The following is a 24,588-nucleotide window of genomic DNA, read 5'->3' as shown; positions in this document are numbered from 1 at the left end:
AATGAAATTCATCTGGTTATTGTTGCTGTTGATTTTCATCTTCAGTCAAATTGCCAAAGCGGGGCGTACCGGACGGCAGCAGTTGCCCCGGCCGGGCAATCCGCTTCCCCGGCCGCGTTCCGGGGATGAAAATGATGATCGTTCTGTACCCGGACCCTGGAGTCAAAGGGGTGAGCGGGTGCCGGAAATGGACCGGCCCGCCTCCGGCCGCCGCAGTGGGGTGGATGACGGGTATGCGGCAGACGGCCGTCCGGTGGCCGGCCCCTGGAGCACGTCCGGGCCGGCCTCTGAACGCACTTCCCGGCCGGGAGGCGCGACAGCCCGCCGGGGGGAAAAGCCAGCCGCTACAACCCAGCCGCGCCGTTACCGGAAAGATGAGCCGGCCACGGACGGGATGCCGCAAAACGTCCGGGACGGCCGAAGAGGCGGGGAAGTGACGGCAGATCCTTTGCGGTCGGATTACATACCGGAGCGCCAGGCGGACGGCATGTTCGCCGCAACTACCGCCCCGCCGGACCGGGAAACCTGTCCAGAGGTTTCGCCGGGGGCTTGCGGGGATGTACGCAGACTCCTTTCCCCGGGCAACCTGGCGGCTGCGGTGGTATTGTCCGAAATGCTGGGTCCGCGGGGCGGCCGGCGGGCCGGCCGCAGGTAAGGGCGGGTAAATTTTAGCTTTTCAGCGGGACTGGAAGCGACTGGACTCACACTTTGGGAAAAGTAAAAAATGGCGCCGATTGATTTTCTGCCGCCGTAACATGACTCTCCGAAAGGCCCGTATCTTAAGACCGAATGAACCGGGAAGCCCCCGCCTTTCAAGCGAATGAAGGCGGGGGCCTGCACAAAAAAATTACACGGAAGAAAGGTGATTTACATGTCTAATGAAATTTGCGGCGTCAGTCCGTCCGGCGCCGCGGGAATGCCCTGTCCGCAATGCCGCCGGCCCGGACTGCCGGTGAAACAGGTGACCGTGGCCGCCCTGGTGAAGGATGAGCAACTGCTGCAGGCTACGGGGGAAGGATTTCATCTTTGCACCACGCCGTATTGCCCGGTGGCCTATTACAACAGTGAAAATGTAATTGCGGCCGAAGAACTCAAAGTGCCCGTCTGGTTCAAGGAGCATACCGGACCGGTGCCGGTCTGCTATTGCGCCGGAGTGACGGACTGGGAGATACAGGGCCATATTGAGCAGGGTTGCTGCTCGACCCTGGCCGATATCCAGAAACATACCGGGGCCAACACGGGCAAACAGTGCCTGACCAAAAACCCGGCCGGCCGCTGATGCAAACCGACAGTGCAATCGGTGATTGCCAAAGCAAAGCGGGCTAAAAACCTTTAAACACGCATGAATACCGGGCCGGAAAGATCGAACAAGTCGAATCGGAAAGGATATGGCTATAATAGAATTGTTTAAGATAAAATCTGTAAAAATAATGCCAAGTGTATGTGCATTATTAATATTTATTGCATTGACATCATATTTAGTTATGGCAAGGACTAAGGATGTTAACCCTCAAAAATCATCTGAAAATCATATTTCAGATTATAATGAGTTGGATATTGAAAGAAATAGTATTATACCTGAAATTTTGTATAAAAAACCATCCGGAATAATAAAAAGCATGAGTGAAGATGGTGCAGCACTAGGAGTAAATAGTAATTGGGAAAAAGGATTAGGAAATAAGTGGTATATTGAAGAGCAAAGATATGGAGAAGATGCAGTTGTCGGAGGAATTATTAAAGGCGATACAAAAGCTATAGATGCTGGATTGAAGATGTTTAATTGGGGTTTCAAGCATCAAGGAAATGATGGAAGCTTTTTGGGAACGAGTGATGCTTTTCACAGTACATCATTTTTTGTAGAAGCTGTATCCCGTTCAATATTATGTCTTGAAGAATCAAATTTCAAAGAAAAATATAAAGATAGAATCAATTATTATATACCATTAGTTCATAAGGCAGCCAAATGGATGATGGAGCCCGATGTGTTGTCTAAAGGGTTAAGAAATGATGCGCCTTATACACACAGAAAATATTTAGATGCGGCTGCGTTGGGTCTTGCAGGGAAGCTTACGAATGACAATAAACTAACTGAAGAGTCACGCAAGTTAATTAAAGATGGAATTAAGCTTCAGCTTAAAAATGGCGTAAATCCTGAAAAGGGCGGATACGACAGTAGCTATCAGATGGTTGGAGTGGTGTATGCGGAGAGATGGCTAGTTTATTTTAAAAATGATCCACTCAAGCCGGATGTAGAAAACATGATTGAAAAGGCGCTTAAATGGGAGGAATCCAGAATTCTTAAGAGCGGAGTTATTGATACTTCGGGTAATACCAGGGTTGAAGGACAAGGAAAGGAGAAAGGCCCCAATGATACAGTTAAAACTGTATCTTATAGTTTCGTAGTCAGAGGTTTTGCCTTCTGGGCTGTTTATGATCATGATAAACATTCGGAACTTGTAGCAAGAAAGGTAGCAAGTGGGTGGGACTGTATAAAGAAAAGAAAAGCGAAACATATTTAATAAATTGAGATCAAAGCCATGGCTATATGAGGACTGATGGTGTGCGCAATTGCTTTCTCCGAAGGCTCACCGGTGAACAGGTTTATGAGCTCATGCTTGAGGTGAGACATTATACCGGAGCCCATATTCAAGTAGGCATTGATCACATAACCCTGAGGATTAGCCCGGTAAAAATCGAGGTCGTGAATTTTGAGCATATAAAGAGTTTACCGGTGTCGCCCCACTTGTGATTAAAGTAGGTCTTGGCGTATCACCTATTGGAAACAGATACCATATCCCGGAGAGATATGGTAAAAAACATGGGAATGTTGTTCTGACACGGGCCTCACCTGCAGGGGAATTTTTCCTGAATGAGGGTGGGGCTAAATACTTTATTCGGCAAAAATGGGTTTTATCAACGTATCTTTGGTTAATTCATCAATGTTTCGGCTGATTTTGGTTTTGTCCCTGGGTCTGATCAAGGTTGAAGTAGGCCGACAGAATATCCTTGGCCACCGGGGCAGCCGCCACGGCGCCCTCCCAGCCGTGCTCCACAAGCACCGCCACAGCCACTTGCGGGTGATCGGCCGGGGCATAGCAGACGAACCAGGCATGGTTGTTGTGACCGGCTACTTCGGCGGTGCCCGTCTTGCCGGCCACCGGAATTGGAAAACCGGCAAAGACTGCCGCCCCGGTGCCGGTTCCCTGGGTAACCAGGGACATGCCCTGATGAATTACATCCAGAGTTTGGGCTGATACAGGCACGCGCCGGACAGCCTGGGGAGTGAAGGTTTTAACCGTCTGCCCGTCCGGCGATGTTATTTTTTGTACCAGGTAAGGGCGGTATAACGTGCCCCCGTTGGCGATGGTGGAAACGTAGTCGGCCATTTGCAAGGGAGTATACAGATTGTATCCTTGACCGATTGACATGTTGATTGTGTCAAACTCCTGCCAGTTGATATCCCAGCTGTGACTGGCATTAATTTGTTCTATTAACCTCGCCACCTCGTTATCGCGCTCGTTTGCCAGTTCGTCCTTTTGTGCTTTATCAGCAGTTTTGTTGATTTGCTGGTTGTACTTGTCCACAATTGCCTTGATCCGTCCGTTATTCATGGCTTTCAGGAAGCTCTCCACCATATTCTTTTTGTACTGCGGTGTGGGCAGTGTTCCGGTAGTTTCCCCGGGCAAATCAATGCCTGTTTTTTGCCCCAGTCCGAATTCCCCGGCCCAATGGGCGATCGGCTGCCAGCCGAGCATGTGGCCAACCTTGTAGAAAAACGTGTCGTTGGAGACCTGCAGCGCCTTGACGACATTGATCAGACCGAAACCGTAGCTGGCCCAGTTGTGAAAAATGTGGTTTCCCAACTGGAAGTAGCCGGGGTCGTCAATCAGTGTGTCAGGGGTGATCACCTTTGCTTCCAACGCCGCCGCGGCCACCACCATTTTGAAGGTGGAACCGGGGGCATAGGCGGACAGCGCCCGGTTTAAGAAAGGATGCGCCGGTCCGTTGAATATTTGCTGTGCTTCCTGGGGCGACAGTCCTCTGGCGAAATCGCCCGGATTGAAGGTGGGTACGCTGGCCATGGCCAGGATCTGCCCCGTATGCACGTCTTCCACTACGGCCGCGCCGCCCATGGAGTCGGTGCGGCCGCTGGCCCGGGCCTGCTGGACGGCGTTGATCAGCGATTGTTCCGCAGTCTGCTGAAGCTTTTTCGAGATGGTCAACTGCAGGTTGTCGCCGGGCACCGGCGGTTTCACGCCCTGATCGTGAATGGGCCGGCCCAGGGAGTCCACGGCGATTTCCCGCGCCCCGTCCTGTCCGCGCAGGTAGCTTTCATATTCATTTTCCAGACCGGTCTGTCCAAAAAGCGAGTTCATCTGGTAGCCGTCATCCTTGTGGGCGGCCAACTCCTGGGGAGTGATCTGCTGTACATAGCCCAGCGTCTGGGCCAGCAGGCCGCCGTAAGGGTAATTGCGCTGCGGGACTGCATCCACGTAAACTCCGGGCAGGTTCATCTTGTTTTCTTCCACTTTGGTCACGGTGGCCTGATCCGCATCCTGTACCAAGGGGATGGGCAGGTACAGCTGACCGGCATCTTTGTATTTTTTGATGGTGTCCTGAATCTGGGACGGACTGATGCCCAGCAGGCTGCTGATGTACGCAATCTCCTTGTCTTTGTTCTGCATATCGGTGTAAAAAAGATCAATGTTAAAAGCAGCCTGGCTGCCTACCAGCTCGACCCCGGTACGGTCGTAAATGCGGCCCCGGGGCGCCTGGATGGGGATCATGCGCATGTAGTTCTGCCTGGCCAGCATGCGGTAGCGTCCGTTTTGCAACAGCTGCACCTGGGCCAGATGCAGGGAGATCAGCAAAAAAGCCAGGGCGATGATAACCATAAAAATGTGCAGTTTTCTTTTTAAAGCGCTGTTCTGACCCATTTTTCGGCTCCCTTGAAGGCATGAGTATGGTGGTTTTCCCGTGCCGGCGGCGTCACTGTTTGACTGCCGTCTCCCGGGCCGCCCGGTGGATTGTTGTTACCGGGCGGCTGGTTTCCGGCAGGCGGTTGGTTCCCCGGCGGGTTGCCGCCGCCCTGTCCGTTGCCGGGCGGCGGTGTGCTGTTGCCGGGGGGTTGGCTGTTGTCCGGCGGCGTTCCGGCCGGCGGGTTGTTTCCCGGCTGTTGCTGGTTGTTTTGCGTCCCGCTGTTATCAGGCGGCGGTGTGCCGGCAACCGGCGGCGGCACCTGCGCTTCCGGATAAATACCGGGATAGAGGTCGCGGAAATGTAGCACCGGTTTTCCGGCCAGGGCGTCAAGCATGATCTGGCGCCAGATCATGGCCGGGTAGGTGCCGCCGTATTGCAGCGGCATGTTCTGCGGATGATCGTAACCGATCCAGACCACCCCGGCCAACTGGGGGGTAAAGCCGCCGAACCACAAGTCACGGCCGTGTTCGGCGGTACCCGTTTTGCCGGCCGCCGGCCGGCCGTCAAGCTGGGCGTTGGTGCCGGTACCCGACAGGACGCCGGTTTCCATCATGGAGGTGAGCGCGGCGGCCGTATAGGGCTGCATGGCCCGGTGTATTTCAGTTTTATTCTTATAAAGCACGGAACCGTCCTGGCCGTCGACCTCACTGATTACAAAGGGTTTGGCATACATGCCGCCATTGGCCACAGCCCCGTAAGCGCCGGCCATCTCCAGCGTGGTCACCCCTTTATACAGTCCGCCCAGGGCCATGCTCAGCCCTTCTTTATCCGGGACCAGCGAAGTGATGCCGACTCCCCGGGCGAATTGCACCGCCTGGGACATGCCCACCTGGTCCAGCAGCTTCACCGCCACCACGTTCCGGGACAGGGCCAGGGCGGTGCGCAGGGTAACCGGTCCCATATAAGTGCCGTCGTCATCTTTCGGTGAATAATTGCCGAAACTCACCGGGCTGTCGTCCACGATGGAATCGGGAGTCAGCCCGTCGTTTTCAATGGCCGGTCCGTAGGCGACGAAGGGCTTGATGGACGAGCCGGGCTGCCGGTAGGTCTGGTAGGCGCGGTTGAGCACCTGACGGCCGGTATGTTCCCGTCCGCCCACCATGGCCCGGATGGCGCCCGTCTGCGGGTCCAGGAAGACTGCCGCCCCCTCCGGTTGCAGTATCCCGTTGGCGTCGCGTACCGAGGCGGGAAAATTGGCCGGGTTGGCAAAGGCCGTTTCCGCCGCCAGTTGCACCTGGGGATCCAGTGTGGTATACACTTTCAAGCCGCCCCGGTAAATGGCGTCTTCGCCGATCAGTTGGGCCAGACGGCTGGTCACGTAGTCAACAAAATAAGGATACATTTTTCCGGTTTCCGGCGGGGGATTCAATTGGATTTTGGCTGCTGCCGCCTGCCGGTATTGCTGTTCGGTAATCAGGTTGTACCTGAGCATTTTGCTCAGCACCTCATCCCGCCGCTGTTTGGCTGCCTCCGGGTGGCTTACCGGCGAATAGGCCGACGGCGCCTGGGGCAGTCCGGCCAGTAAAGCCGCTTCGGGCAGGGTGAGCTGGCTCACGTCCTTGTTGAAATAAGCCCTGGAGGCGGCTCCGATACCGTAGGCACCGTTGCCCAGGTAAATTTCGTTCAGGTACATTTCCAGGATTTCATCCTTGGAGTAACGGTGGGCCAGCTCAAAGCCCAGCATGACTTCCTGCACCTTTCTTTTGATGGTGCGGTCGGGAGTCAGGAAGGCGTTTTTGGCCAGTTGCTGGGTGATTGTGCTGGCTCCCTGGCTCAGGCTCAAAGTGGTCAGATCATGCCAGACGGCCCGGCCGATCGAACGCAGATCAATGCCGTTGTTTTGATAAAAACGGACGTCCTCGGCAGCCAGAAAAGCGTTCTTGACCACCGGCGGCACCTGGGACAGCTTTACCGGGAGCACTTTTCTGTTGCCCAGTTGATCAACCAATTTGCCGTTGGCGTCGTATATGGCGGTCTGTTCCACCGGGCGCAGGGAGGCGGGGTCCACAGAGGGCAGATCGCGCGCGCTGATATATATGATCCAGGCCGCTGCCAGGAAGCAGGCGGTCAAAGCAATGGACAAAATTGACTTGAGCAGTCTGGCCGGTTTTAGCTTCCGCTTCTTCGACATGTATTTCACCCCGCTTTTAATATACCATAATCATTAAGCGGGCACCAATGCGTATATTTGCAGGAAAACCAGTCTCTGGTTGAAAAACGTGAAATTTTTTGCCGGTGCTGGTCTTACGGCACGGTCGATTGGCGCTAACACTAATTATTACTAGCGGGTCTTTTCATTTTTTCCTTTCTATGCTAGAATCATTAGAAAAGGAGGGTTTGACTCATGAAATTCCAGTGTTCCAACTGCGGCTATGTTCTGGAGCAGGCTTCGGAACCCCTGCCCGAAAAGTGTCCTTCCTGCGGACAGGCCTGCACCTGGCTCGATGTTTCCTGTTATATTCCTGATTGCGGCGGTCCCGGCGAAGGGACGATGGATGAGCGGTTATACAAAAAGAAAGAGGAGAAGGATATTCCCTAAATGTTTGACTGATGACCGGCTGAAGGCCGGTTATTTTTTGTGCCGGCTGCCGGATTCCGGTACAGCCGTTGTTTGCGCCCGGGTCCAATCAATACCGGGCATATTTTTCATCTCAATTATGTAATGACCGGACCGGGTTCCGGTTCGCCCCGGTGCTGCCGCCGCCTGAAAAAAATCGCTTTTTAACATTAACCGGTTAGCGTAATAATAAAATTAAAAAACGTGGGAAAATTTCGAGATTGCGGCAGGTTTTTCGTCACCTCATGTTGAATGAATACTCATTTATTGTGAAGGAGGGTGGTTTGAAATGTCGGAGAATAAAGAACGGCCGTGGTTGCGGTACTATGAACCGGAAGTGCCTGCCGCCCTGGAATACCCCCGGGCGACCATGCCGGATCTGGTGGAAAAGGCGGCGGTGGACTTTCCGGAGCGCAATGCGATTGTTTTTGCCGGGGTGGAAATAACCTACCGGATGCTGGTCGGTATGATGCACAAATTTGCCGCCGCGCTACACGGCCTGGGCGTGAGGAAAGGCGACCGGGTGGCCCTGATGTCTCCGAACAGTCCGCATTATGCCGTAGCCTACCTGGCGGCGCAGAAAACCGGCGCGGTGGTGGTGCAGGTCAATCCGATGTACGTGGAAAGAGAGCTCGAACATATTTTAAACGACGCCGGCTGCCGGGTGATCATTGCTTACGACGCCCTGTATCCGCGTATAAAAAGCATCCGTGAGTCTACTCCGCTGGAACATGTCCTGCTTTTCAGCCTGGGTAAGCCTGCCGGCACGGCGGATGACTGCGCGCTCCCGGCCGAGCAGTTGCTGGAGCAAAACCCGCCCGCGCCGCCGGCGGTGGACATCGATCCGGTGGAGGATTTGGCCGTGCTGCAGTATACCGGCGGTACCACCGGCGTATCCAAGGGGGCCATGCTCACTCACCGCAATATTGTGGCCAACGCCTTGCAGGTTGTTTCCTGGTTTACCGGCTGCCGCTACGGCCAGGAGCGGGTGCTTTCGGTGCTGCCTTTCTTCCACGTTTACGGCATGACGGTGGCCATGAATTTTGCCCTGACCATAGCCGCCACCCAGATCATCCTGCCGCGGTTTGAAATCAATCAGGTGCTGGAAACTATCAATACACACAGGCCCACCCTTTTCCCGGGCGTGCCGACCATGTACGTGGCGATCAACAACTATCCCGAAATCGGCAGGTATGACCTGCGTTCAATCAATTATTGCATCAGCGGCTCGGCCCCCCTGCCGGTGGATGTGGCGGAAAAGTTTGAGCAACTGACCGGCGGTTACTTGGTGGAGGGTTACGGTTTGACGGAAACTTCCCCGGTGACACACTGTAACCCCTTGAAGGGACGGCGCAAGGTGGGCAGTATCGGTCTGCCCGTGCCGGATACGCTGTGCAAAATTGTTGATCTGGAAACCGGGGAACAGGAACTGCCTCCCGGTGAGGTGGGCGAATTGTGCATCAATGGTCCGCAGGTGATGAAGGGATACTGGAACATGCCCGAAGAAACAGCGTGTTCACTGAGAGACGGCTGGGTTTATACCGGTGACGTGGCCAAAATGGACGAGGACGGCTATTTTTATATTGTTGAACGCAAAAAGGACATGATCATTGCCGGCGGGTACAACATTTACCCCCGGGAAGTGGAGGAAGTGCTCTTTGAGCATCCGAAGGTGATGGAAGCGGTGGTGGCCGGAGTGCCCGACCGTTACCGGGGCGAGACGGTAAAGGCCTATGTGGTGCTGAAAAAAGGACAGACAGCCTGCGAAGAGGAGTTGATCCAGTACTGCCGCGGGCGGTTGGCCGCCTACAAGGCCCCCAGGCAGGTGGAATTCCGGGACAGCCTGCCCAAAACCATTGTGGGCAAGGTGCTGCGCCGTTACTTGCGGGACGAGGAGGCAGCGGCCGCGCGCCAGGATGACGGGGAAAACAAGTGAACAAGCGGCCGGCGGGAATGACGGGAAACAGTATGCCGGAACCGGCGCTGTTTTCCGTTTCCGGGTTTGCTTTAAAAAACACGCCTGTATTTTGCAGCTTACAGCAGGGATAATTGTTTCATCTGTCGAATACTCCCGTTATCACATCAGATAAGGGAGTGGGGAGTTAACATGGCAGTGGATAAAAAGCCGCAAAAGGAAGTTAAAATCACTTTAAACGGGGTCGAATTTGTCGTTCCGCCGGGAGGCAAGGTTAAAGACGCCGCCGCCGCGGCCGGCATTGAAATACCGGCTCTGAAAGTGGACCAGTCCACCTGCAAAGGCTGCCAGATGTGCACCAAGGTTTGTGAAACGGGCGCCATTTCCGGCAATAAAAAGGAGCCGCATGCCATCGACCAGGAAAAATGCGTCCGCTGCGGCGAGTGCCTGGCCAAGTGCAAAACCGGCTCCATCGTACCGGCGTAAGGATATCGCAGTCGATTCCGGGAGACATAATAAGCCAGGCCTGTTCATGGTCCGGCTTATTTTTCATTAATGCGGGGCAAGCGAACGGAGCGCGAATCGCGTTTTTAATATTTGCTTACGGGGGTGTGTTCATGAAGGAGAAGGAAAAAATCGCGGTATCACAAGCAGTTTTAGATGCCGTGCGCAGGGAAGTCCGGGATGGACGGCTCACCTGCACGGCGGCGCAACGTCTGGCGGCGGAACTGGCCGTACCGGTCAGGGAAGTGGGTGCGGCCTGTGATGCCCTGGGGGTGAAAGTCCAGGCCTGTGAACTGGGTTGCTTTTGATTGGTAGGGCAATGATTGGCGGTGCGCCGGTAATCATTGCCCGCCAAAAATAATGCGCTGTGCGCCGGTATACACGTTCATCCGGTCCCCCCGGGCGAAACCGGCCACGGTGATGCCTGTTTCCGCGGCCATGGCCAGGGCCAGATCGGTGGGCGCCCCGCGGGAAACGAGGACCGGTATGCCCATGCGGGCCACCTTGATCAATATTTCCGAAGAGATGCGGCCGCTGAAGGCAAGGATTTTATCGTTCAGTGCGAGTCCGTCCAAAAAGCAGCGGCCGAATATCTTGTCCACGGCGTTGTGCCGGCCGATGTCTTCGTAAAAAAGCAGAATTCCCGCCGATGAACACAGTGCCGCCCCGTGTGTGCCGCCGGTGGCACCGAAGGTGGCCGCGGATGCTTCCAGTTGACGTTCCAGGTCAAGCAACCGGACGGCTTCGATTTGCAGTTTGCTGTTTACCGGGGGGATGCTCCGGGCATCATTTACAAAATAAAAGGAGGAACGTCCCCGGCCGCAGCAGGTGGTCAGGTAGCGCTTCATGAAGGTTTGCCGCTGGGGCGACGGGCCGGCGGTTTCCACCCAGATCAAGCCGTCTTCGCGGTTTACGGTGATTCCTTTCAGGTCTTCACGCCGGTGGAGAATGTTTTCGGCGCATAAAAAACCCACTGCCAGTTCTTCCAACTGATCCGGCGAACAGACCAGAGTGACCAGTTCCTCGTCATTCAAGAAGATGGTTACGGGCACTTCCCGCACCACCTCGTCCGTGGCCGTTATTACCCGGCCGTCTTTAAATTTCTCGACCGGCAGGGTGGTGGTGATTCCGGGCATAATGACCTCCTGGCTGACCGTACCCGGATTGACCGTTTTCAAAAGCCGCCGGACCGGCACGGACACACCTGGTATGAATAAACATAGCTTTATTTTATCCGTCCGGCCGGGCGGATGCAAGCAGGCGGTACGGATAAAAATTTTACCTTGCAGTGAAGTGATCCGCCGGATCAGAGTGCGGCGGTGATTATCAGCCAAGGGACCGGTCTTTTTTGGGGGCAATCCCGGATGTATGATATTCTCATCCGCACTTGGCCCGCAATTACCACCGGTGAAAATTGTCATCAAAAAGGAAGGTGGAGAAAATGTGGCGGACAGGTATATTGACGGCCAGCGACAAGGGTGCCCGGGGTGAGCGGGAGGATAAAAGCGCGGCGGTGATCCGGGAAATGCTGGCCGGTATGGACGGCGTGGTGCTGTCCTACCGCATTGTGCCTGACGACCCGGAGGTAATCAAGGAAAACCTGGTGGAAATGAGCGATATAGATAAGCTGGATCTGATCCTGACCACCGGGGGTACGGGCTTAGGCCCCCGGGATAACACTCCCGAGGCCACCCGGGCGGTAATCCTGCGGGAAGTGCCGGGCATACCGGAAGTGATGCGTGCGGCAAGCATGAAAAAAACCGCCCGTGCCATGCTCACCCGGGCGGTGGCCGGGGTGCGCCACCGGACGCTGATCATCAACCTGCCGGGCAGTCCGAAAGCGGTACGGGAGTGTCTGGAAGTAATCCTGCCGGCGCTGCCGCACGGCCTGGAGATCCTGACCGGCCGGGGCGGCGAATGCGGGCGTGAATAGGGAAAATTTTTTCAGCATGCCGTATATTGTTAATTTTTTTGGCAAAAATATTTTTAGAAACGTCAGTAAAATTTGCATCAAAGCTAATAATACCTCAGCAGGAGAAAATTAAAGATATCCATCAATAATTTCCCTCGGCTGGCCGGAAAGGGGGTTTTTGTGGTGTCAGGGTAGTTGATTTTGCCTGCACTGCTTTATATTATATTACATGGGTATTAGCACTCAACTTGAATGAGTGCTAACAACAAGTTAACAATTCTCTAAGGAGGGGTTTTGAGGTGATCAGACCGTTAGGTGAACGGGTGGTTGTCAAGCCGCTGCCCAGTGAGGAAGTGACAAAAGGTGGCATCGTGCTGCCGGATACGGCCAAGGAAAAGCCCCAGGAGGGCGAAGTGGTGGCTGTGGGACCGGGCCGTCTGTTGGAAAACGGCACCCGGGTGCCCATTGATTTGAAAGTGGGCGATAAAGTCCTGTTCTCCAAGTATGCCGGCAACGAAGTCAAAATTGACGACGTGGAGTACATGATCATGCGTGAGGCCGACATCCTCGGCGTCATTGAGAAGTAACCCGATTATAAGGAGGTAAACAAAATTGGCTGGTAAAGAAATAATTTTCCGGGAAGACGCCCGCCGCTCGTTGGAAAAGGGCGTGAACGCACTGGCTGAAGCAGTGCGTGTAACCCTCGGTCCCAAGGGCCGCAACGTGGTGCTGGAGAAAAAATTCGGTTCGCCGATGATTACCAATGACGGTGTAACCATCGCCCGGGAAATCGAGCTGACCGATCCTTTTGAAAATATGGGCGCCCAGCTGGTCAAGGAAGTGGCCACCAAGACCAATGATGTGGCCGGCGACGGTACCACCACGGCCACCGTGCTGGCTCAGGCCATCGTGCGGGAAGGTTCCAAAAACGTGGCCGCCGGCGCCAACCCGATGATCATCAAACGGGGCATCGAGCTGGCGGTGGAAAAGGCTGTTGACGCCATTAAAGCATCCGCCAAACATGTGGAAAGCAAGTCCGAAATTGCCCAGGTGGCGTCCATTTCCGCCAACGACAAATCGATCGGAGAACTGATTTCCGAGGCGATGGAAAAGGTGGGCAAGGACGGCGTGATCACCGTCGAGGAATCCAAGGGTATCGGCACCACCCTGGAAGTGGTGGAAGGGATGAATTTCGACCGGGGTTACATATCCCCGTATATGATTACCGATACCGACAAGATGGAAGCCAACCTGACCGATCCGTACATCCTGATTACCGACAAGAAGATCAGCGCTGTGGCCGACCTGCTGCCCGTGCTGGAAAAAGTGGTCCAGTCCGGACGGCCGATGTTGATCATTGCCGAGGATGTGGAAGGGGAAGCGCTGGCCACCCTGGTGCTGAACAAATTGCGGGGCACCCTGTCGATATGTGCCGTGAAGGCCCCCGGTTTTGGCGACCGGCGCAAGGCCATGCTGGAGGATATCGCCATCCTTACCGGCGGCACGGTGATCACCGAGGATCTCGGCTTGAAACTGGACAAGGCCACAGTGGATATGCTCGGCAAGGCGGCCAAGGTCCGGGTGAAAAAGGAAGAAACGATCATTGTCAACGGTGCCGGCGATGCGGAGAAAATTACCGGCCGGGTGGCCCAGATCAAGAAACAAATTGAAGATACCACTTCCGATTTTGACCGGGAGAAGCTGCAGGAGCGTCTGGCCAAGCTGGCCGGCGGCGTGGCGGTAATCCAGGTGGGCGCGGCCACGGAAACCGAGATGAAAGAAAAGAAACTGCGCATCGAGGACGCTTTGAACGCCACCCGCGCGGCGGTGGAAGAAGGCATTGTTTCCGGCGGCGGCGTGGCCTACGTGGAAGCGGTCAAGGCACTGGACGGCGTGCAGACCGCCAGTCTGGACGAGAAAACCGGTGTGGACATCGTGCGCCGGGCGCTTGAAGAACCTCTGCGGCAAATCGCCAACAACGCCGGCATGGAAGGCTCCGTTGTAGTGGAAAAGGTGAAAGCGTCACCGGCCGGCGTGGGCTTCAACGCCCTGGACGGTTCCTACATCAATATGATTGAAAACGGTATCGTGGACCCGGCCAAGGTGACCCGTTCCGCTCTGCAAAACGCCGCATCCATTGCAGCCATGATCCTGACCACGGAAACACTGGTGGCTGAAAAGCCTGAAAAGGAAAAGGATATGGGCGGCATGGGCGGCATGGGCGGCGGCATGCCTCCCATGATGTAACCATTTACGGAAAAGTCCCCGCGTTGTTTGACGCCGGGGACTTTTTTTATCAAAAATTTTTCTAGTTTTGGATAAAAAGGTATTGTCAAATAGAAACTTCCATGATACTATCACTATAGTAATAATTACTGATAAGTTTTTACAAATAGCTGGGCGCCAACGGGTAAAATAGGGTTGATAAAAATCAAGGCGAATACGGAGGCTGGCCACCGGCCGCGGGAGAAGGGAGAAAGCCGCAGCCGGCGGCCACAACGGGTGAGCTGCCGGCCTGAAATTCAGGCGCATTATAATTTACTTACAGGGAGGTTTGTGTCATGGCTAAAACAGTAGGTATCGATCTGGGTACCACCAACTCGGTGGTTGCGGTGATGGAGGGCGGCAAGCCAACGGTAATTGTCAACGCCGAGGGTTCGCGCACGACCCCTTCCGTGGTGGCTTTCAAGGAGGACGGGGAAAGGCTGGTCGGCCAGGTAGCCCGCCGGCAGAGCGTCCTCAATCCGGAAAATACCTTATACTCGGTGAAACGCTTTATCGGCCGCCGCTATTCCGAAGTGGCCGACGAGCGCAAGCTGGTGCCTTATAAAGTGGTGGCCGGTCCCAACGACGCGGTACGGTTTGAAATCCGCGGCAAGCTTTACGCTCCGGAGGAAGTCTCGGCGCTGGTGCTGCGCAAGCTGGTGGACGATGCCGCCAAGTACCTGGGCGAAAAGGTTGTCGACGCGGTGATCACCGTGCCGGCCTATTTCAATGACGCCCAGCGGCAGGCCACCAAGGACGCCGGCAAGATCGCCGGTTTGAACGTATTGCGCATCATCAACGAGCCCACCGCGGCGGCGCTGGCCTACGGACTGGATAAAAAGGCCAACCAGACCATCCTGGTGTTCGACCTGGGGGGCGGCACATTCGACGTATCCATCCTGGAGGTGGGCGACGGCGTGTTTGAAGTCAAGTCCACCAACGGGGACACCCACCTGGGCGGGGACAACTTCGATAAGGCCGTGGTGGACTGGATGGCCGAAGAGTTCAAGAAGGACTACGGCATCGATCTGCGCAATGACAAGCAGTCCCTGCAACGGTTGACCGAGGCGGCGGAAAAGGCCAAGATGGAACTCTCCGCCACCATGGAAACACAGATCAGCCTGCCCTTTATAACTGCCGACGCTTCCGGGCCCAAACACCTGGAAATGAAACTGACCCGGGCCAAGTTCGACGACCTGACCCACCATCTGGTGGAGCGCTGCCGGGGGCCGGTGCAGGCCGCCCTGGCCGACGCCAAACTGACGGAAAAGGACATCGACGAAGTGATTCTGGTCGGGGGTTCCACCCGTATTCCGGCGGTGCAGAAACTGGTGCGCCAGTTGACCGGCGGCAAGGATCCGCACCAGGGCGTCAACCCGGACGAGGTGGTGGCCGTGGGCGCCGCCATTCAGGGCGGTGTGCTGGCCGGGGAAGTGAAGGACGTGCTGCTGCTGGACGTCACGCCCCTTTCTTTGGGCGTGGAAACCCTGGGCGGCGTGATGTCCAAAATCATTGAGCGCAATACCACCATTCCCGTGCGGCGCAGCCAGGTTTTCACCACCGCCGAGGACAACCAGCCGGCCGTGGACATCCACGTGCTGCAGGGTGAACGGGAGATGGCCCGGGACAACCGCTCCCTGGGGCAGTTCAAACTGGACGGCATTCCCGCGGCGCCCCGCGGTGTACCGCAGGTTGAGGTGACATTTGATATCGATGCCAACGGCATCCTCAAGGTCAGCGCCCGGGACAAGGGTACGGGCAAGGAGCAGACGATCACCATCAGCGGGTCCACCAGCCTGGACAAGTCCGATATCGACCGCATGGTGCGCGAGGCGGAAGCCAACGCCGCCGAGGACAAGCAGCGCAAGCAGGAAGTGGAGACGCGCAACGAGGCGGACGCCCTGGTCTACCAGGTGGACCGGCAGCTCAAAGATTTGGGGGACAAAGTGCCCGTGCATGAAAAGGCGCGCCTCGAGCAGTTGCTCAACGACCTGCGCACGGCTTTGAAGGAAAACGCACCCGTCGACCGCATCCGCACGCTGCACAGCGATTTGCAGCAGGCGGCCTACGCCCTGTCCCAGGCGGCCTATCAGCAGGCCGGCGGCGCGGCCGGCGGTTGTGCCGGCGGTACCTGCGGCGGCGGTGCCCGGCCGCAGGGCGGCGACGATGTGGTGGATGCTGAATTTGAGGAAAAATAAAATTGAAACGGGGCCGGGACGGTAATGATGATTAATCCGGAAAAGGATCCGGCGCCGGACGGGGTGACCGTCCTGCGCCGGGAACTGGCGGAAGAGAAAAACCGCCACCTGCGTACGCTGGCCGATTTCGACAACTACCGCAAGCGGGTGGAGCGCGATGCCGCCGCCTGTGCCGCCCAGGGCAAAAAAGAGCTGGCCGGCGACCTGCTGGAAGTACTGGACAACCTGGAGCGGGCGCTGGCCGGGGTAACGGATGAACGCGTGCGGCAGGGGTTGCAAATGGTTTACCGGCAGTTTCTGGACACACTCTGCCGGCACGGGCTCGAGCCGGTGGAATGCGTGGGCAGACCCTTTGATCCCGGTGAACAGGAAGGGGCCGGCTATGTGGAAGCGGCCCGCTTTCCGCCGGGCTATGTGGCCGAAGAACTGAGCCGCGGCTACCGGTTCAACCGGGAGCTTTTGCGCCCGGCCGTGGTCCGGGTGGCTGGAGGCAGGTGAAAATCGCATGGGCGTGACTTATCAGGACTATTATGAAACTTTGGGCGTCGGCCGCAATGCCACGGAGAAGGAGATCAAAACCGCCTACCGCAAGCTGGCCCGGAAATGGCATCCGGACCTGCATGCAGGCAAGGATAAGGAAGCGGCCGAAGAAAAGTTCAAGCAGATCAACGAGGCCTACGAAGTGCTGAGCGACCCGGAAAAACGGGCCAAGTACGACCGTTTGGGAGCGAACTGGCAGGCCGGTCAGGATTTCCGGCCGCCACCGGATATTAACGGTTTTGAGTTTCATACCGCCACGGGCGCCGGTCCAGGCGGCTTCAGCGATTTTTTTGAAACCCTTTTCGGGGGGGCGGGACCGTTTGTCCGGACCGGCCGGACCGCACGCCGCGGCCCGTTGCGCGGCCGGGACGTGGAAAGCGAATTGGAACTGACGCTGCAGGAAGCTTATCACGGCGGGGAGAAGACGCTGCAGTTGACCACTCGCGAGGCTTGCCCGGCCTGCGGCGGCGCCGGTTTTGAGAATGACACTTTCTGCAGCCGTTGCGGCGGCACCGGTGAGGTAAACGGGGTAAAAACGCTGGCTGTGAAAATCCCGCCGGGCGTACACGACGGCAGCCGGATCCGTCTGAAGGGCCAGGGCGGTGAGGGGCTGAACGGGGGCGAACGGGGCGACCTCTATCTCAAAATACACCTGCGGCCCGATCCGGTGTTTACAGTGCAGGGCGACGACCTGGAAACGGAGATCATCCTGCGGCCCGAGCAGGCCGTGCTCGGTGACCGGGTGACGGTTTTCACTCTGGACGGCCCGGTGAACATGAAAGTACCGGCTGGCGCCCGGGCCGGCCGGCGCCTGCGCCTGCGGGGCAAGGGCTGGCCGCGTAAGGGCGGCCGCGGAGATCAGTACGTGCGGATCAAAATCGATATCCCGGCAAGTCTGACGGCGGCGGAAGAGCAGCTTTACCGTCAACTGGCCGCCCTGCGGAAAGAGGTGTGACGGCGTGGAAAAATTTTATATTCAGGTTTACCGCCATACCCTGCTTCCGGGGGAGGAAGAGGCCTGGGTGGAGGCGGGTTCGCTCGGTCTGCATCCGGATTTGCTGCAGCAGCTGGCCGAATTGGGCATTGTGGAGGTGCGCCGGGGGCATATACCGGCCCGCCAGGCGGCCCGGCTGCATAAACTGTTCCGCCTGCGCCGCAATCTGGGGGTGAACCTGGCCGGAGCGGCCATCATCCTGGATCTGCTGGAACGGGTGGAGAAATTGCAGGACGAAATCGAACGGTTGCAAAGGAGGTGAGCACCCGGGGGACTATTAAAAGCCGTCCGGGTTTATATCCATGGATCTGAACCGCTATACGCAAAAATCAAGGGAGGCGCTGGCCGCGGCACAGCAACTGGCTGCGGAAAGACACCACCAGGAGGTGACCGGCAAGCACCTGCTGGCAGCCCTGTTGAACCAGGAAGGGGGTATGGCACCCCGCTTCCTGGAACATGCCGGGATCAGCCCGGGAGCGCTTGCCGGCCGGGTGGAGGATTTACTGCGCCGGATCCCGGTGGTTACCGGTTACGAAGGCTCCCTGCATCTGGGCACGGCCCTGGCCCGGGTGCTGGCCCGGGCGGAAAAGGAAGCCCGGGAGATGAAGGACGACTATGTCAGCGTGGAGCACCTGCTGCTCGCCTTGCTCGAGGAAGGCGAGCCGGAAACAAAAGAGGCGCTGCGTCAGTCCGGTTTGACCCGGGACACCCTGCTCAATTCCCTGCGCGCGGTGCGGGGCAACCAGCGGGTGACCGGGGAAAACCCGGAAGAAACCTACGAGGCGCTGGAGCGCTACGGCCGCGACCTGACCAAACTGGCCCGGGACGGCAAGCTGGACCCGGTGATCGGCCGGGACGACGAAATCCGGCGGGTGATGGAGATCCTCTCCCGGCGCACCAAGAACAACCCGGTGCTGATCGGCGAGCCGGGCGTGGGCAAGACGGCCATTGTGGAGGGCCTGGCCAGGCGCATTGTGGCCGGCGACGTGCCCGAGGGGTTGAAGAACAAACGCTTGATCGGCCTGGACATGGGCGCTCTGGTGGCCGGGGCCAAGTACCGGGGCGAATTCGAGGAGCGGCTGAAGGCTGTGCTCAAGGAGGTACAGCAGTCCGAAGGCCGGATCATCCTGTTCATTGACGAACTGCATACCGTGGTGGGCGCCGGGGCGGCGGAGGGGGCCGTGGACGCGGGCAATCTATTGAAGCCGATGCTGGCCCGGGGCGAGCTGCGCACCATCGGCGCCACCACTTTGGATGAATACCGCAAGCACGTGGAAAAGGACGCCGCTCTGGAAAGGCGCTTCCAACCGGTGATGGTCAATCCGCCTTCGGTGGAGGACACCATTTCCATCCTGCGCGGGCTGAAAGAACGTTACGAAGTGCACCACGGCGTGCGCATCACCGACGGCGCCCTGGTGGCCGCGGCCACTCTGTCCGACCGCTATATTTCCGACCGCTTCCTGCCTGACAAGGCTATCGACCTGATGGACGAGTCGGCGGCCCGGCTGCGCACGGAAATAGACAGCATGCCCACGGAGCTGGACGAGATCACCCGGCGCATCATGCAGCTGGAAATTGAAGAAGCGGCTTTGAGCAAGGAAAAAGATGCGGCCTCCCGCGAGCGCCTGGAAAAAATCAAGGAACAGTTGGCCGGACTGCGCGACGAAGCCGATGCCATGAAGGCGCAGTGGCAGGTGGAGAAGCAGGCCATCTCCCGGGTGCGCCAGTTGAAAAAGGAAATTGAAGAGACGCGCCAGGAGATGGAGCGCGCCGAGCGGGACTACGACCTCAACCGGTTGGCCGAACTGAAGTATGGCAAACTGAACGACCTGGAGCGCCGCCTCAAGGCCGAGGAGGAACTGCTGGCCGGCAAGCAGAAGCACGGCATGCTGCTCAAGGAAGAAGTGGACGAAGAGGACATCGCCCGGGTGGTCAGCCGCTGGACCGGCATTCCGGTGAGCAAACTGATGGAAGGGGAAAAAGAGAAGCTGATCCATCTGGACGAGGAGTTGCACAAGCGGGTGGTCGGCCAGGACGAGGCGGTGCGGGCGGTGGCCGACGCCGTGCTGCGCGCCCGGGCGGGGATCAAGGATCCCCACCGGCCGATCGGCAGCTTTATCTTCCTCGGTCCGACCGGCGTGGGCAAGACCGAATTGGCGCGGGCGCTGGCCCAGGCGCTTTTTGACGACGAACGCAACATGGTGCGTCTGGATATGTCCGAGTACATGGAAAAGCATACCGTGGCCCGGTTGATCGGCGCGCCCCCAGGCTACGTGGGCTACGAGGAGGGCGGCCAGCTTACCGAGGCGGTGCGGCGCAAGCCCTACTCGGTGATTCTGATGGACGAAATTGAAAAGGCGCACCACGACGTGTTCAACGTGCTGCTACAGTTGCTGGACGACGGCCGGTTGACCGACGGCCAGGGACGCACGGTAAACTTCCAGAACACGGTGGTGATCATGACCTCCAACCTGGGCAGCCAGGAAATCCTGGCCCAACAGGAGCGGGGCGGCAGCTTCGAACAGATGAAAACTGCGGTGCTGGATATCCTGCGCCGGCACTTCCGCCCCGAGTTTCTCAACCGGGTGGATGAGATTGTGGTCTTCCACGCCCTGAACCAGGCGCAGATGCGGCAAATCGCCGGCCTGCTGCTGGAGCGTCTGGCGGCGCGCATTTACGCCGGCACCGGCAACAAACTGGAATGGGACGAAGCTGCTTTGAACTACCTGGCCAACAAGGGCTACGAGCCGGTCTACGGCGCCCGGCCGTTAAAGCGTTTGATTCAGCAGGAAGTGGAAACTCCTTTGAGCCGGCTGATGATCAAAGGGGAAATTTCGCCCAAAGGTACCGTTTTTCTGAAGGGAGGCGACGGCGGCTTGCGCCTGGAACCGGCCAGCTAAAATCCGGAAAAATTTTAAAAAAAGCAGGAAAAAAGGAATTGATGTAGTAATAGATACTATGAGTGTTTGAGGCTTATACGAAGGGGGTTTACAGGTGAACGAGCAAGCCGAACAGATTGATATCAGGAAGTTTTTCGACGAGGAATTTGACGTTAAGAAATTTATCGGAATCATGGCCGCCATTGAAGTAAAGGGTGTTAAATTTTACGAAGCGCTGGCGGAGCGGGCGGCCACCCCGGAAGTAAAGGATTTGTTTTTGTTACTGGCCGGCGAGGAAAAACAGCATATCAAGGATTTCAAGACGCTGGCCAGGGTGCTGGAAAATGAACTCACCCCCGGTGAAAGCTGCAGTCTGGAAGAGAAGGAATTCCTGAGAGGTATTGTCAGCAGTCACTCCTTTTTCCAGAAGGGGGCGGCGGATGCGGTGGTGATGGGGCCCTCCTTCACCTATATCAACCTGGCGCAGGTGAACACGGCCCGGGAAGCGCTGGAACTGGCCCTGCGCTTTGAGCGGGATTCGATCATGGTTTTTCAGGAAATAGAGAATTACGTTTGTGATGCCGGCAAGGAAATTTTAAAGGACCTGATCGCCCAGGAAAAGGGTCATGTGCGCAAGCTGATGCACTACTTTAAAGAACTTTAAAACAGGAGCAACTCCCCGGCGAAACGGAGGCTGACAGGTGCGATGAAAAAATGGATTTGTAGTGTATGCGGCCATGTTTATGATCCGGAGAAGGATAGCCCCCCCGGTGAGACGGCGGGAGCGGCGGTCTGCTCTTATGTAGACGGGGCGGGTGAGATTATTGAGGGCTTCACCTGCGTACAATGCGGGGCAAAAAAAGAAGCGTTGAAAGAGAGTGAACAGCTTGATAAAAGACGGTGAAAAAGGTGCGGTCCTGCAGCGGGACAAAACTACCTATGCCATAGTGCCGCATTTTCCCTGCGGCGTTATTACCCCGGCCCAGCTGCGGCGCCTGGCTGACGTGGCGGAAAAACACGGCGTGCCGGCCATGAAGCTGACCAGTGCGGAAAGAATCGCCATGGTCGGGATTGCAGAAGAAAATATTGACCGGGTTTGGGCGGAGCTTGATATTCAGCCGGGACATGCGGTCGGTCTGTGTATCCGGAGCGTTAAAGCCTGTCCGGGCACCACTTTTTGCCGTCTCGGCCAGCAGGATGCGCTGGGCATAGGAATGAAGCTGGATCAGCAATATCACGGCCTTTCCCTGCCGGGCAAGTTTAAAATCGGCGTCAGCGGCTGTATGAACCAGTGCACGGAAACCTGCATCAAGGATATCGGTTTGGTAGGCAAGAAAACCGGCTGGACGGTGCTGGCTGGCGGATGTGGCGGGGCCAGGCCGCGACTGGCCCAGGTGCTGGATGAGGGCCTGGGTGATGAAGATACTTTGGCTCTGGTGGCCAGGATCGTGGAGTACTACAAGGAGCACGGCAAGTCAAACGAGCGGTTGGGACACCTGATCGACCGGGTCGGTTTTGAAGAGTTTAAAAATTGTTGTAAACTCAAATCATAAATTCAGGAGGCGTTTGAAAATGACGGTGTTAAACCAGGTGTACAAGTGCAATATCTGCGGCAATATGGTGGAGATGATCCATACCGGTGCGGGGGAATTGGTTTGTTGCGGGCAGTCGATGGAACTGCTCACACCGAACACCAAAGATGCGGCCAAAGAAAAGCATGTGCCGGTAATTGAAAAGACGGCCGACGGTGTTTTGGTCAAAGTGGGCAGCGTGCCCCACCCGATGGAGGAGAAGCACTACATCGAATGGGTCGAGATCATTGCCGACGGCAAAGTATACCGCAAGTATTTGAACCCGGGCGACAAACCGGAGGCGTCTTTCTGCGTACAGGCGCAGAACATATTGGCCCGCGCCTACTGCAACCTGCATGGTTTGTGGCAATCCCAAGGATAATCATGAGCAGAAGTTCACGTGGTCGTTATATGGGAGCAGGCCGGCCCGCCTGCTCCCCTCCTGTCCTGAAGGAGGCTGTGCAGTGCATATTGTAGTGCTGGTCAAGCAGGTGCCCGCCACGGACAATGTCAGGCTGGATCCGGAGAAGGGGATCATGATCCGGGGGGCGAAAGATAATATTATCAACCCGCTGGATGAAAACGCCGTGGCCGAGGCGGTGCGCATCAAGGCGCTGTTGCCGGAGGCAACGGTGACCGCCCTGGCCATGGGACCGGAAGCGGCCCGGGAAGTGCTGCGCGAGGCCGCGGCCAGGGGCGCCGACCGGGGAGTCCTGCTTTCCGGACGGGCCTATGCCGGCGCCGATACCATCGCCACCTCCCGGGCGCTGGCGGCGGCGATCAAAAAATTGTCCCCGGTGGATCTGGTGCTGGCCGGTGAGCGGGCCACGGATGGTGAAACCGGTCAGACCGGCCCGATGGTGGCGGCCCGGCTGGATATGCCGGTGGTTACCTACGTGCGCAAGGTGGATTGGCAGGACGGCGTGCTGCAGGTGGAAAGAATTGTGGAAGACGGCTATGAACAGGTGGAAGTGACGCCACCCGCCCTGCTTACCGTAGTCAAGGACATCAACAAACCCCGCCCCCCTTCCCTGAAGCGCCGTTTGAAAGCGCTGAAAATGGAAGTGCCGGTTTGGGGACCGGAGGACCTGGCTCTTGCCGCAAATGAACTTGGTTTGAAAGGTTCACCGACCCGGGTGGTCAAGGTGTTCAGCCCCAGGTTGGTCCGGCAAACCCGCATGTTCGGGGAAAATGAAACCACGTCGGCGATTGACGAATTATTACGGCAATTGACGGCCAGAAATGTGGTTTAAAGGGGGCGGTAAATTGGCTGGGCATGACGGTGTAATGATTCTGGCCGAACAAAAAAACGGCCGCATACATCCGGTTACCCATGAACTTTTGCACCGCGGCCGGCAACTGGCGGACGCCCTGCACACGGAGCTTTCCTGCGTGGTGATTGGAGCCGGCCGGGATGATTTGCAGGAACTGATCTACCGGGGCGCGGACCGGGTCTATCTGCTCAATCCCGGGACGATGTCCTTTTTCCTGGCCGGTCCGGTGGCCGGGGCGCTGACCAGGCTGATCCGGGAGGAAAGGCCGGCCGTGGTGGTGGCCGCGGCCACCACCAGCGGGCGCACAGTGGTGCCCCTGGCGGCCGCACGGCTGGAAACGGGCCTGACCGCCGACTGTACCGAACTTTCCATTGAGCCGGAGTCGAAGCTTCTTTTACAGACCCGCCCGGCCATCGGCGGCAATGTCATGGCCACGATCAAAACGCCCTTTTCCCGCCCCCAGATGGCCACGGTGCGTCCCCACTCCATGCCGCCGGCGCCCCGGGACACCTCGCGCCACGGGGAGATTATAGAGAAATCTTACCCAATACTGTCCGGACCGGAAAAGTTTCTGGGTTTCATCAAGGACGAAACTCAGGAGGTGAACCTGCAGGAAGCGGATGTGGTGGTCACCGGCGGACGGGGAATGAAAAGTCCGGCCGGTTTCAAGCTGGTTGAGGAACTGGCCGGTGTGCTGGGAGCCGGCGTGGGCGCCACCCGGGCGGTGGTGGAACTGGGCTGGGCGCCCTATTCGCACCAAATCGGCCTCAGCGGCAAGACGGTGGCGCCCAAGGTCTACATTGCCGCGGGCGTATCCGGGCAAATTCAGCACCTGGCCGGGATGCAGACTGCGGAGTACATCGTGGCGATCAATGAGGACCCGGAGGCCATGATCTTCAAAGTGGCCGATCTGGGGTTGGTGGGGGATGCGCTGCAAATTGTACCCCGGCTGACGGCGGAGGTTAAAAAGTTAAAAGAGGCCCGTTAAAAACTTTTCGG

Annotated in this window: 25 protein-coding genes; 22 read left to right on the top strand and 3 right to left on the bottom strand. The window is 57.3% G+C overall.

The window, feature by feature from the left end; all coding sequences use genetic code 11:
- Nucleotide 1 precedes the first annotated feature (1 nt).
- The 4 genes from A6M21_RS08560 to A6M21_RS19470 all read left to right on the top strand — a co-directional run bounded on the left by A6M21_RS08560 (nt 2) and on the right by A6M21_RS19470 (nt 2,749).
- Entirely contained in the window at nt 2–655 is a 654-nt protein-coding gene (locus A6M21_RS08560; RefSeq protein WP_066667787.1) for a hypothetical protein, read from the top strand.
- 216 nt (nt 656–871) lie between these two features.
- Nucleotides 872–1,279 carry a (2Fe-2S)-binding protein gene (locus A6M21_RS08555; protein ID WP_066667997.1) on the top strand — a complete coding sequence of 136 codons (408 nt, stop codon included), beginning with the start codon at nt 872–874 and terminating at the stop codon, nt 1,277–1,279.
- A gap of 109 nt (nt 1,280–1,388) precedes the next feature.
- The gene (locus tag A6M21_RS18395) at nt 1,389–2,519 is read left to right on the top strand and encodes a hypothetical protein (protein WP_151191862.1); all 1,131 of its coding nucleotides are present in this window, start codon (nt 1,389–1,391) and stop codon (nt 2,517–2,519) included.
- Nucleotides 2,520–2,545: 26 nt separating this feature from the next.
- The gene (locus A6M21_RS19470; protein WP_078060514.1) at nt 2,546–2,749 is read left to right on the top strand and encodes a DUF3888 domain-containing protein; all 204 of its coding nucleotides are present in this window, start codon (nt 2,546–2,548) and stop codon (nt 2,747–2,749) included.
- A 187-nt stretch (nt 2,750–2,936) separates the two neighbouring features.
- On the opposite strand, the gene mrdA is transcribed toward A6M21_RS19470, so the two are convergent.
- Both mrdA and A6M21_RS08535 read right to left on the bottom strand, forming a co-directional pair.
- Nucleotides 2,937–4,937, bottom strand: a complete 2,001-nt coding sequence (mrdA, locus tag A6M21_RS08540; RefSeq protein WP_066667784.1) for a penicillin-binding protein 2 — start codon at nt 4,935–4,937, stop codon at nt 2,937–2,939.
- Entirely contained in the window at nt 4,916–7,111 is a 2,196-nt protein-coding gene (locus tag A6M21_RS08535) for a transglycosylase domain-containing protein (RefSeq protein WP_078060513.1), read from the bottom strand. Before A6M21_RS08535 ends, mrdA begins: the two co-directional genes overlap by 22 nt.
- 213 nt (nt 7,112–7,324) lie before the next feature.
- Here A6M21_RS08535 and A6M21_RS08530 point away from each other — a divergent pair, with 213 nt between their 5' ends.
- From A6M21_RS08530 to A6M21_RS08515, 4 genes are all read left to right on the top strand, one after another.
- On the top strand, nt 7,325–7,519 hold the full coding sequence (locus A6M21_RS08530; protein ID WP_066667778.1) for a rubredoxin-like domain-containing protein: 195 nt from the start codon (nt 7,325–7,327) through the stop codon (nt 7,517–7,519).
- Nucleotides 7,520–7,826: 307 nt separating this feature from the next.
- The gene (locus tag A6M21_RS08525; RefSeq protein WP_066667777.1) at nt 7,827–9,473 is read left to right on the top strand and encodes a long-chain-fatty-acid--CoA ligase; all 1,647 of its coding nucleotides are present in this window, start codon (nt 7,827–7,829) and stop codon (nt 9,471–9,473) included.
- A 171-nt stretch (nt 9,474–9,644) separates the two neighbouring features.
- A complete protein-coding gene (locus A6M21_RS08520; RefSeq protein ID WP_066667776.1) occupies nt 9,645–9,938 on the top strand; it encodes a 4Fe-4S binding protein in 294 nt (97 codons plus the stop codon).
- A 131-nt stretch (nt 9,939–10,069) separates the two neighbouring features.
- Nucleotides 10,070–10,264: a hypothetical protein gene (locus tag A6M21_RS08515; RefSeq protein ID WP_066667774.1), complete on the top strand. Its 195-nt coding sequence runs from the start codon at nt 10,070–10,072 to the stop codon at nt 10,262–10,264.
- Between the two features lie 33 nt (nt 10,265–10,297).
- Here the strand turns inward: A6M21_RS08515 and fdhD are convergent, their stop codons facing one another.
- Complete coding sequence (fdhD, locus tag A6M21_RS08510) at nt 10,298–11,092, bottom strand: formate dehydrogenase accessory sulfurtransferase FdhD (protein WP_066667986.1); 795 nt, start codon at nt 11,090–11,092, stop codon at nt 10,298–10,300.
- A gap of 305 nt (nt 11,093–11,397) precedes the next feature.
- Between fdhD and A6M21_RS08505 the strand changes: the two genes are divergently transcribed.
- The 14 genes from A6M21_RS08505 to A6M21_RS08445 all read left to right on the top strand — a co-directional run bounded on the left by A6M21_RS08505 (nt 11,398) and on the right by A6M21_RS08445 (nt 24,577).
- On the top strand, nt 11,398–11,889 hold the full coding sequence (locus A6M21_RS08505; protein ID WP_066667772.1) for a MogA/MoaB family molybdenum cofactor biosynthesis protein: 492 nt from the start codon (nt 11,398–11,400) through the stop codon (nt 11,887–11,889).
- A 278-nt stretch (nt 11,890–12,167) separates the two neighbouring features.
- Entirely contained in the window at nt 12,168–12,455 is a 288-nt protein-coding gene (groES, locus tag A6M21_RS08500; RefSeq protein ID WP_066667770.1) for a co-chaperone GroES, read from the top strand.
- Between the two features lie 25 nt (nt 12,456–12,480).
- Nucleotides 12,481–14,115: a chaperonin GroEL gene (groL, locus tag A6M21_RS08495; RefSeq protein ID WP_066667765.1), complete on the top strand. Its 1,635-nt coding sequence runs from the start codon at nt 12,481–12,483 to the stop codon at nt 14,113–14,115.
- Between the two features lie 314 nt (nt 14,116–14,429).
- Nucleotides 14,430–16,331, top strand: coding sequence for a molecular chaperone DnaK (gene dnaK, locus A6M21_RS08490; RefSeq protein WP_066667764.1), 1,902 nt, complete (start codon nt 14,430–14,432; stop codon nt 16,329–16,331).
- Between the two features lie 24 nt (nt 16,332–16,355).
- Nucleotides 16,356–16,829, top strand: a complete 474-nt coding sequence (locus A6M21_RS08485; protein ID WP_066667763.1) for a nucleotide exchange factor GrpE — start codon at nt 16,356–16,358, stop codon at nt 16,827–16,829.
- Nucleotides 16,830–16,836: 7 nt separating this feature from the next.
- Entirely contained in the window at nt 16,837–17,826 is a 990-nt protein-coding gene (locus tag A6M21_RS08480; RefSeq protein ID WP_066667762.1) for a DnaJ C-terminal domain-containing protein, read from the top strand.
- Between the two features lie 4 nt (nt 17,827–17,830).
- Nucleotides 17,831–18,127, top strand: coding sequence for a chaperone modulator CbpM (locus A6M21_RS08475; RefSeq protein WP_066667760.1), 297 nt, complete (start codon nt 17,831–17,833; stop codon nt 18,125–18,127).
- Between the two features lie 40 nt (nt 18,128–18,167).
- The gene (gene clpB / locus A6M21_RS08470) at nt 18,168–20,765 is read left to right on the top strand and encodes an ATP-dependent chaperone ClpB (protein ID WP_066667759.1); all 2,598 of its coding nucleotides are present in this window, start codon (nt 18,168–18,170) and stop codon (nt 20,763–20,765) included.
- A gap of 94 nt (nt 20,766–20,859) precedes the next feature.
- Nucleotides 20,860–21,408 (top strand): ferritin-like domain-containing protein, encoded by a 549-nt coding sequence (locus tag A6M21_RS08465; RefSeq protein WP_066667758.1) that lies wholly within the window; start codon nt 20,860–20,862, stop codon nt 21,406–21,408.
- A 42-nt stretch (nt 21,409–21,450) separates the two neighbouring features.
- Nucleotides 21,451–21,648, top strand: coding sequence for a rubredoxin (locus tag A6M21_RS17890; protein ID WP_078060512.1), 198 nt, complete (start codon nt 21,451–21,453; stop codon nt 21,646–21,648).
- Complete coding sequence (locus A6M21_RS08460) at nt 21,632–22,297, top strand: nitrite/sulfite reductase domain-containing protein (protein ID WP_066667977.1); 666 nt, start codon at nt 21,632–21,634, stop codon at nt 22,295–22,297. Before A6M21_RS17890 ends, A6M21_RS08460 begins: the two co-directional genes overlap by 17 nt.
- A gap of 19 nt (nt 22,298–22,316) precedes the next feature.
- Nucleotides 22,317–22,697, top strand: coding sequence for a desulfoferrodoxin (locus A6M21_RS08455; RefSeq protein WP_066667756.1), 381 nt, complete (start codon nt 22,317–22,319; stop codon nt 22,695–22,697).
- Between the two features lie 82 nt (nt 22,698–22,779).
- A complete protein-coding gene (locus A6M21_RS08450; RefSeq protein WP_066667754.1) occupies nt 22,780–23,568 on the top strand; it encodes an electron transfer flavoprotein subunit beta/FixA family protein in 789 nt (262 codons plus the stop codon).
- 13 nt (nt 23,569–23,581) lie between these two features.
- The gene (locus A6M21_RS08445; protein WP_242868805.1) at nt 23,582–24,577 is read left to right on the top strand and encodes an electron transfer flavoprotein subunit alpha/FixB family protein; all 996 of its coding nucleotides are present in this window, start codon (nt 23,582–23,584) and stop codon (nt 24,575–24,577) included.
- Nucleotides 24,578–24,588 lie beyond the last annotated feature (11 nt).

The organism is Desulfotomaculum copahuensis (assembly GCF_001655685.1).
GTDB lineage: Bacteria > Bacillota > Desulfotomaculia > Desulfotomaculales > Desulfovirgulaceae > Desulfotomaculum_G > Desulfotomaculum_G copahuensis.
Note: the sequence above shows the minus strand (reverse complement) of the source record. Positions and strands in the feature narration are given on the sequence as shown.